At 65.9% G+C, this 8,375-nt stretch carries 7 protein-coding genes and 1 pseudogene; 4 read left to right on the top strand and 4 right to left on the bottom strand.

Features of this window, described 5'->3' with window-relative positions; translation table 11 throughout:
• Positions 1–195: 195 nt before the first annotated feature.
• The 4 genes from XH79_RS07325 (at position 196) to XH79_RS07310 (ending at position 3,097) form a co-directional block, all read left to right on the top strand.
• On the top strand, positions 196–615 hold the full coding sequence (locus XH79_RS07325; RefSeq protein WP_271581225.1) for an HIT domain-containing protein: 420 nt from the start codon (positions 196–198) through the stop codon (positions 613–615).
• Positions 616–621: 6 nt separating this feature from the next.
• Positions 622–1,560, top strand: a complete 939-nt coding sequence (nudC, locus tag XH79_RS07320) for an NAD(+) diphosphatase (protein ID WP_271581224.1) — start codon at positions 622–624, stop codon at positions 1,558–1,560.
• A gap of 6 nt (positions 1,561–1,566) precedes the next feature.
• Complete coding sequence (locus tag XH79_RS07315) at positions 1,567–2,490, top strand: sugar kinase (protein WP_271581223.1); 924 nt, start codon at positions 1,567–1,569, stop codon at positions 2,488–2,490.
• Positions 2,491–2,587: 97 nt separating this feature from the next.
• Positions 2,588–3,097 carry an Lrp/AsnC family transcriptional regulator gene (locus tag XH79_RS07310; protein WP_063693182.1) on the top strand — a complete coding sequence of 170 codons (510 nt, stop codon included), beginning with the start codon at positions 2,588–2,590 and terminating at the stop codon, positions 3,095–3,097.
• 203 nt (positions 3,098–3,300) lie between these two features.
• Here XH79_RS07310 and XH79_RS07305 read toward each other — a convergent pair whose 3' ends face one another.
• The 4 genes and pseudogenes from XH79_RS07305 to XH79_RS07290 form a co-directional block, all read right to left on the bottom strand.
• A complete protein-coding gene (locus tag XH79_RS07305; RefSeq protein ID WP_271581222.1) occupies positions 3,301–4,800 on the bottom strand; it encodes a phosphomannomutase/phosphoglucomutase in 1,500 nt (499 codons plus the stop codon).
• 210 nt (positions 4,801–5,010) lie between these two features.
• Entirely contained in the window at positions 5,011–5,523 is a 513-nt protein-coding gene (locus XH79_RS07300; RefSeq protein ID WP_271581221.1) for a TIGR02281 family clan AA aspartic protease, read from the bottom strand.
• 128 nt (positions 5,524–5,651) lie between these two features.
• Entirely contained in the window at positions 5,652–8,126 is a 2,475-nt protein-coding gene (gene hrpB, locus XH79_RS07295) for an ATP-dependent helicase HrpB (protein ID WP_271581220.1), read from the bottom strand.
• A 138-nt stretch (positions 8,127–8,264) separates the two neighbouring features.
• Positions 8,265–8,375, bottom strand: a pseudogene (locus XH79_RS07290) (UDP binding domain-containing protein); the annotation flags it as partial.

Below are 8,375 nucleotides of genomic sequence, written 5' to 3'. Positions count from 1 at the left end.
ATGTTTTGCGAAGATTGGTCGTTCGGGATTAGCACCAACCGCAGTCGATAGACCTCGCGGTATGGGTCCCGGCCTTCGCCGGGACGACAACTGAGCATGCGGGACCTGCGGAGCCCCATCCTTCCCCTCCCCAACTCCCTATCGTATGGTCGCACCAAACAAGCCCGTTCCCCATCGGGCCATCCGGAAACGCATATGCCCGAACCCGTCTGGTCGCTGCACTCCCGCCTGAAAGAGGACACCATCGACATCGGCGATCTGCCGCTGTCGAAAGTGCTGGTCATCAAGGATGCGCATTATCCCTGGCTGCTGCTGGTGCCGCGGCGGCCCGATGCGGTCGAGATCATCGATCTCGACGAGGTGCAGCAGGCGCAGTTGATGACCGAGATCTCCCGCGTCTCGCGCGCGCTGAAGCAGATCACCAAATGCGACAAGCTCAACGTCGCCGCGCTCGGCAATCTGGTGCCGCAGCTGCACGTCCACATCATCGCGCGGCGCACCAGTGACGCGGCCTGGCCGCGACCGGTGTGGGGCGTGATGCCGCCCCTCGCGCATGACGCCGCAGAGGTTCAGAATTTCATCAGCGCGCTTCGCCGAAAAATCTGGTTGGGTTGAATAACAATGTCAGCATTCGACGCATTTCCGCTGGGGCAGCCGGCCTTCGTCACCAACGTCCTCGACCGCGCCGCACATCTGCGCCGCGACGACGAGAAGCTGTTCGCGCTGGAGCAGAAATCGTCATCCCGCGCCTATGTCGTGTACCGCGACTCGCTGCTGGTGAAGCGCGAGGGTGACAAGGTCCGCGCGCTGCTAGGAATCGACGAGGCGCTGAAATGCGGCGCCAATCCCGGCACGATCTTTCTGGGCTTGCGCGACGGCGCGGCAATGTTCGGCATGGGCCTGTCGCAGGCCGCCGCCGAGAAGCTGGTCGGCCGCGAGGACTACACCGTGACCGAGCTGCGCGGCATGGCGATGCAGGGCGCGATCCCGCCCGACGAGCTGTCGGCCGTCGCGATGGCGAAGTCGATGGTGGGCTGGCATCAGCGCCACGGCTATTGCGCCAATTGCGGCGCGCGCAGCGCGATGAAGGAAGGCGGCTGGAAGCGCGAATGCCCTGCTTGCAAGGCCGAGCATTTTCCGCGCACCGATCCGGTCGTGATCATGCACGTCGCCTCCGGCGACAAGTGTCTGCTGGGCCGCCAGAAGCAGTTTCCGCCGGGCATGTTTTCGTGCCTCGCTGGCTTCGTCGAGGCGGCCGAAACGATCGAGGACGCGGTGCGCCGCGAGATCCTCGAAGAATCCGGCATTCGCTGCACCGACGTGCAGTATTACATGACGCAGCCCTGGCCGTATCCGTCGTCGCTGATGATCGGCTGCAGCGCGCGGGCCGTGAGCGAGGACATCGTCGTCGACCATTCCGAGCTGGAAGACGCGCGCTGGTTCACGCGCGAAGAGGCCGCGCTGATGCTGACGCGGACGCATCCGGACGGGCTCGCCGGCCCGCACCCGTTCGCCATCGCCCATCATTTGCTCGGCCGCTGGGTACACGACAAGAGCTGACCGCCGATGGCGCTACCTGCGACCGCGCCGCGCATCCTCTGCATCGGCATTCCCGTGCGCGATCTCACCTTTCGCGTCGAGGGCGTGCCCGCGCGCGGCAGCAAGGCGAATGCCAGCCATCTCGCGGAGATCTGCGGCGGCAATGCGCTCAACGCCGCCATCGCGATGGCGCGACTTGGCGGCCGCGTCGCGTTCGCAGGTCCCATGGGCGATGCGCGGGAGACGTCGAGTGAGTTCATCCTCGCGCAGATGGCGCAGGAAGGCATCGACACCACGCAAATCGTGCGCATGCCGGGTCTGACCACGCCGGTCTCCGCCATCATGATCGAGCCCTCCGGCGAGCGGACGCTCACGATCTATCGCGATCCGGGCCTGTGGACCGTGAAGCTGCCCGACGCCGACAAGCTGCTCGCCGATTGCCAGGCGGTTTTGATCGAGAGCCGCTGCGGCACCTTCTGCATCGATCTCTGCACCGAGGCGCGCCGGCGCGGCATTCCCGTCATCGTCGGCGTCGACCGCGCGATGTCGTTGCAGGACGAGCTGCTCACCGCCGCCTCGCATCTGCTGTTCGCCAGCGAGCAGGTGCAGGAGACGGCCGGCATCACTGAGGACGGCGAGGCATTGAAGCGCCTCTCCGCCCTGACGCCGGCCTTCCTCGCCGCCACCCGCGGCCCCCTCGGCACGATCTGGCTGAACGAGGCGGGCGAGCTGGAGGAGACGGCGGCCTTCCCGGTCCAGGCCGTCGATACGCTCGGCGCCGGCGACGTCTTCCACGGTGCATTCGCGCTTCGCCTCGCCGAGGGTAAGGGGGTGCGGGAGGCGCTGCGATTCGCCGCGGCCGCCGCAGCGCTGAAATGCACCCGCCACGGCGGGGGCCCGGCTGCCCCGCAACGCATTGAAGTTGAAGAGTTTTTACGCAGCCAACCCTAGAGCGATTCCACCGAAGCGCCGAGATTATGGGCTTGCTGTGGAAAGATTTTCTCTATATCAGGGAAATCAGCCCCTGAAATGGAACAAAGTTCTTCAGATGACTGATGTCGCCGTCCAGATCCCCGAGACCAGCCGCCGCCTCGACGCCATCGACCGCAAGATTCTGATGGTACTCCAGGAAGATGCTTCCCTGTCCGTCGCCGAGATCGGCGACCGCGTCGGGCTGTCCTCGACCCCCTGCTGGAAGCGCATCCAGCGCCTGGAGGCCGATGGCGTGATCCTGAAGCGGGTCGCCCTCGTCGACCAGAACAAGATCGGGCTCGGCATCTCCGTGTTCGTGTCGGTGGAAAGCTCCGACCATTCCGATGCCTGGCTCAAGAAATTCGCCGAGGCCGTCAGCGCCATGCCGGAGGTGATGGAGTTTTACCGCATGGCCGGCGACGTCGATTACATGCTGCGCGTCGTGGTCGCGGACATGCAGGCTTACGACATCTTCTACAAGAAGCTGATCAGCGCGGTGCCGCTGAAGAACGTCACCTCGCGCTTCGCGATGGAGAAGATCAAGTCGGTCACGGCGCTGCCGATCCCGGCGGTGGTGGCGGCTTAGCTTTCACGCTGCAATCTTCGTAGCCCGGATGGAGCGCAGCGTAATCCGGGATCTCTCGCTTCGGTGAGACTCCCGGATTACGCTGCGCTCCATCCGGGCTACGGCGCTCTCACCTCTCCTCGGATGCGCGGAGACAGGCCCCTCACCCCAACCCTCTCAGGGCGAGCGAGAGGGCGCACTGCCGCCGCGGCGAGCCGCTTACCTCAAATCGTCTGATTGTACTCGCCGACCTCGGGATGCGTGCGCAGCACGCTGTTCACCATCTCGAACATGTCGTGCATGCGCTGCTCGGAGACCGGGCTCTCGACCACGACAACGAGCTCGGGCTTGTTGGAGGAGGCGCGCACCAGGCCCCAGCTGCCGTCCTCGACCGTGACGCGCACGCCGTTGACGGTGACGAGGTCGCGGATCGACTGATCGCCGATCTTGGCGCCCTTGGTCCGCAAGCCCTCGAAATGCTTCACCACCTTGTCGATCACGCCGTATTTGACCTCGTCGGCGCAATGCGGCGACATGGTCGGCGACGACCAGGTTTTTGGCAGCGCGTTCTTCAAATCCGCCATCGACTTGCCCGGCGCGCGGTCGAGCATATCGCAGATCGCGATCGCCGACACCAGACCGTCGTCATAGCCGCGTCCATAGGGCTTGTTGAAGAAGAAGTGGCCGGACTTCTCGAAGCCCGCGAGCGCGCCGGTCTCGTTGGTGCGGCGCTTCATGTAGGAATGGCCGGTCTTCCAATAGGCGGTCTTGGCGCCCTGCTTCTGCAGCACGGGATCGGTGATGAAGAGGCCGGTCGATTTCACGTCGACGATGAACTGCGCGTCCTTGTGGATCGCCGACATGTCGCGCGCCAGCATCACGCCGACCTTGTCGGCGAAGATCTCCTCACCGGTGTTGTCGACGACGCCGCAGCGGTCGCCGTCACCGTCGAAGCCGAGACCGACATCGGCCTTGTGATGCAGCACCGCGTCGCGGATGGCGTGCAGCATCTCCATGTCTTCCGGATTCGGATTGTATTTCGGGAAGGTGTGATCGAGCTCGGTGTCGAGCGGGATCACCTCGCAGCCGATCGCTTCCAGCACCTGCGGCGCGAACGCGCCGGCGGTGCCGTTGCCGCAGGCGGCGACGACCTTTAGCTTGCGCTTAAGCTTCGGGCGATTTGTGAGATCGGCGATGTAGCGCGCGGGATAATTCTCGTGGAACTGGTAGGCGCCGCCCGCCTTGTTCTTGAACTCTGCGTTGAGGACGATCTCCTTCAGCCGCGTCATCTCGTCGGGGCCGAAGGTAAGCGGACGGTTGGCGCCCATCTTCACGCCGGTCCAGCCATTGTCATTGTGCGAGGCCGTGACCATGGCAACGCAGGGCACATCGAGATCGAACTGCGCGAAATAGGCCATCGGCGTCACCGCGAGGCCGATGTCATGCACCTTGCAGCCCGCCGCCATCAGGCCGGAGATCAGCGCGTATTTGATCGAGGCCGAATAACCGCGGAAATCATGACCGGTGACGATCTCCTGCTTGACGCCGAGCTCCGCGATCAGCGCGCCCAGGCCCATGCCGAGCGCCTGCACGCCCATCAGGTTGATTTCCTTCTGGAACAACCAGCGCGCGTCGTATTCGCGAAAACCCGTGGGCTTCACCATCGGCTCGGATTCGAAGGCGTAGGTGTTGGGCAGCAGGACGGGTTTCGGCTTGGGAAACATTGAGACGGTCTCGTGAAAAAGGGCAGGAATTGATGCAGCCTTAGCGAATGCCGGGCCGCAGCGGAAGGCGGGAATGAAGGCTTATGGCCGATAATTGCGGCAGTTTGGTAACGGCGAAATGCGATCTTGCGCGGGACTAGCGCCCATTCCGTTCAAAAATTTGGTGCGAATGGCCGTTCGTCAGCTCGCGACTGGAGCGTATGACGCGGCTTACTGCTCCAGCACCATCTGCCCGTTGGCGTATTCGAAGCGCTTGAGGCGGGACAGGAAGGACAGGCCGAGCAGGTTCTCCGACAATGCCTCGTCGGGCAGCACCATGGCATCGACGTCGCGCACGATGAGGCCGCCGACATTAAGCATGGCGATGCGGGTGCGCGCGGCCTTGATGGTGCCGTTGGCGGTGGAGACGGTGGCGTTGTATTCGCTGCGCGAGGGACGCAGGCCGAAGCGAGCGGCCGAGGTCTCGTTCAGCGCGACGACGGAGGCGCCGGTATCGACCATGAAGCCGATGCGCTGGCCGTCGATCCGGCCTTCGGTCTGGAAGTGCCCGCGGCCGTCGCGGGAAATGGCGAGGCTGCGGCCTCCGGCCGGAGCTGCGGCGGCAACCGCGACCGTCGTGCGCGGCACTGACGTGGCGGACGCCGAGCTCACCCTGTCCGCCATCTGCGCCATGAAGGTGCCGAGGCCGATCATGATGGCCGCGAAGATCATAATGTTACGCATCACACCACTTCCGAGCCGGAACGCCCGATTTCACCACGCAATCCCTCTACCCGCGAGCAATGCGGCGGCCAGAACTTCGCCATTTTGGCGAAAAGGATGAGCGGACGGTTAATGCCGGCTTACAAATCTCACGTCCCGCGCGGCTTCGCCCGCCGGGTCGGCAGCGCGCTCGCGGGATCGTCCGGCCAGGGATGGCGCGGATAGCGGCCGCGCAGGTCAGAGCGCACGGCGGCGTAGCTGCCGCGCCAGAAGCCGGGCAGGTCGCGCGTCACCTGTACCGGGCGCTGCGCCGGCGACAAAAGCTCCAGCACCAAGGGCACCTTGCCGGCCGCAATCGAGGGATGGGTGTTGAGACCGAACAATTCCTGCAGCCGCACCGCGATGGTCGGCCCCTGCTCGGCCTCGTAATCGATCGCGAGCACGCTTCCTGTCGGCGCCTCGAAATGGGTCGGCGCCTCGCGGTCGAGCCGCGCGCGCATCTCCCAGGGCAGCAACGCCATCAGCGCATCGGAGAGATCGCCGGGGGAGATGTCCTTGAGCGCGATCTTGTCGTAGAGCGCCGGCACCAGCCAATCATCGCGCCGCGCGATCAGACCGTCATCGGAGAGATCCGGCCAGCTGTCGCCCTCGGCCTTGCGCAGGAACATGACGCGGTCGCGCCATTGCTTTGCGGCTTTCGACCAGGACAGCCGATCGAGGCCCGCCGCGATCAGCCCGTCGGCAAAAATGCGCGCGGTGTCTTCCGAGGGCGACACGGCAAGCGTCGCCTCGGACAGCGTGATCGCATGCAGCGCGCGCTTGCGCCGCGCGCGCAGCGCCATCGCGCCGCGATCGAAGGAGATCTCGTCGACACTCTCGATATGCTCGGCGAAGTGAAGCTCGATCTCGTCCTGGGTGATTTGCGCCGCGAGCAGGATGCGGCCGCTCGCCGCCGTTCCCGTCATCTCGCCGATCGCGATATAGGGCGCGCGGGCGAGCGAGGAGGTCTGCTCCACGGCAGCGCCGCGGCCGTTGGCGAGCACGAAGCTGCCATTGCCGCGATTGCGCGCGACGCGGTCCGGGAAGGCATAGGCCAGCATCAGGCCGGTGGAGAGATCCTCGTGCTGTCCCGCTTTCTCGGACGCTGCCACCTGCGAGGCCCAGCGTCGCGCCAGATCACGTGCGCTCGCGGCACGCGGCGAGCGGTCGCGGCGAAACTGGTCGCGCCGGTGCTCGAGGTCGACACTGTCGCCCCCGAGCCCGCGCTCGGTGATGATAGCCGCGATCTCGGCAGCGGCCTCGCCCTCTCCGGCGCGATGCGAATCCACGATCATGCGCGCCAGCCGCGGCGGCAGCGCCAGCGCGCGCAGGCTCTTGCCCTCGGCGGTAATACGGCCGTCGCCATCGAGCGCGTTGAGCTCGGACAGCAGGCTTTTTGCTTCCTTCCAGGCCGGTTGCGGCGGCGGATCGAGGAACGACAGCGCGGCGGGATCGCTGACGCCCCATTGCGCGAGATCGAGCACCAGCGACGACAGATCGGCGCTCAGGATTTCCGGCTGGGTGTACGGCGCGAGCGAGGCCGTCTGCGGCTCGTCCCAGAGCCGGTAGCAGACGCCGGGCTCGGTGCGGCCGGCGCGGCCGCGGCGCTGGTCCACCGCTGCGCGCGCGGCGCGCACGGTCTCGAGCCGGGTCAGGCCGATGTCGGGCTCGTAGCGCGGCACGCGGGCGAGACCGGAATCGACGACGATGCGCACACCCTCGATGGTGAGCGAGGTCTCCGCGATCGAGGTCGCCAGCACCACTTTTCGCGTGCCCTTCGGCGCCGGTGCGATGGCACGGTCCTGCACGGCGGCGTCGAGCGCGCCGAACAGCGGCACGATCTCGATGCTGGCGTCCTGCACGCGCTCGGCCAGAAAATTCTGGGTGCGACGAATCTCGGCAGCGCCCGGCAGGAACGCCAGCACCGAACCGCTGTCGGCGCGCAGCGCGGAGGCGATGGCATCGGCCATTTGCCGCTCGATCGGCGCATCCGCCTTGCGGCCGAGATAGCGCGTCTCGACCGGAAAGGCACGGCCCTCGCTCTCGACGACGGGGGCATCGCCGAGCAGTTTTGCCACGCGGGCGCCATCGAGCGTGGCCGACATCACGAGGATACGCAGGTCCTCGCGCAAACCGGTTTGCGCATCGCGCGCAAGCGCAAGGCCCATGTCGGCGTCGAGCGAACGCTCGTGGAATTCATCGAACAGGATGGCGGCAACGCCGGAGAGTTCGGGATCGTCGAGGATCTGGCGGGTAAAAATGCCTTCGGTCACCACCTCGATACGGGTCGCGCGCGAAATCTTCGAGCCGAAACGGACGCGATAGCCGACGGTCTCTCCGGCGCGCTCGCCGAGCGATTTAGCCATGCGGTCGGCGCTGGCGCGCGCTGCGATGCGCCGCGGCTCCAGCACGATGATCTTTTTGCCTTTGGCCCAGGGCGCATCGAGCAGCGCCAGCGGCACGCGCGTGGTCTTGCCGGCGCCGGGCGGAGCCACCAGCACGGCCGCGTTATGCTGATCCAGCGTGCGCGAGAGGTCGTCGAGCACGGCATCGATCGGGAGGGGCGTGTCGAAATTGCGGGGCAATAGTCTCGGTCCGTCATCGTCCGCCTTGCGCGCAACTGCGTGGGGCGGACGATCCAGTCAATGCAGATCCCGGCCACTCCGAAATCCGTGTGTACTGGATACCCCGCCTTCGCGGGGTATGACAACAATGTGTAACGATCAGCCCTGCGCCGACGGACGGCCAACGCTCTCATAGGTGAAGCCGGCAGCCGCCATCTCTTCGGGACGGTAGATGTTGCGGAGATCGACGACGACGGGCTGCGCCATGGT

Origin of the sequence: Bradyrhizobium sp. CCBAU 45389 (assembly GCF_028128625.1) — a bacterium.
GTDB lineage: Bacteria > Pseudomonadota > Alphaproteobacteria > Rhizobiales > Xanthobacteraceae > Bradyrhizobium > Bradyrhizobium liaoningense_B.
The sequence above is the reverse complement of the archived record's forward strand: the minus strand, read 5'-3'. Positions and strand labels throughout refer to the sequence as shown.

Bases quoted from the DNA above. Each gene is read 5' to 3' on its own strand.
- XH79_RS07325 (WP_271581225.1), top strand. From the start codon at position 196: ATGCCCGAACCCGTCTGGTCGCTGCACTCCCGCCTGAAAGAGGACACC.
- XH79_RS07315 (WP_271581223.1), top strand. From the start codon at position 1,567: ATGGCGCTACCTGCGACCGCGCCGCGCATCCTCTGCATCGGCATTCCC.
- XH79_RS07305 (WP_271581222.1), bottom strand. From the start codon at position 4,800: ATGTTTCCCAAGCCGAAACCCGTCCTGCTGCCCAACACCTACGCCTTC.
- XH79_RS07310 (WP_063693182.1), top strand. From the start codon at position 2,588: ATGACTGATGTCGCCGTCCAGATCCCCGAGACCAGCCGCCGCCTCGAC.
- XH79_RS07300 (WP_271581221.1), bottom strand. From the start codon at position 5,523: ATGCGTAACATTATGATCTTCGCGGCCATCATGATCGGCCTCGGCACC.
- nudC (WP_271581224.1), top strand. From the start codon at position 622: ATGTCAGCATTCGACGCATTTCCGCTGGGGCAGCCGGCCTTCGTCACC.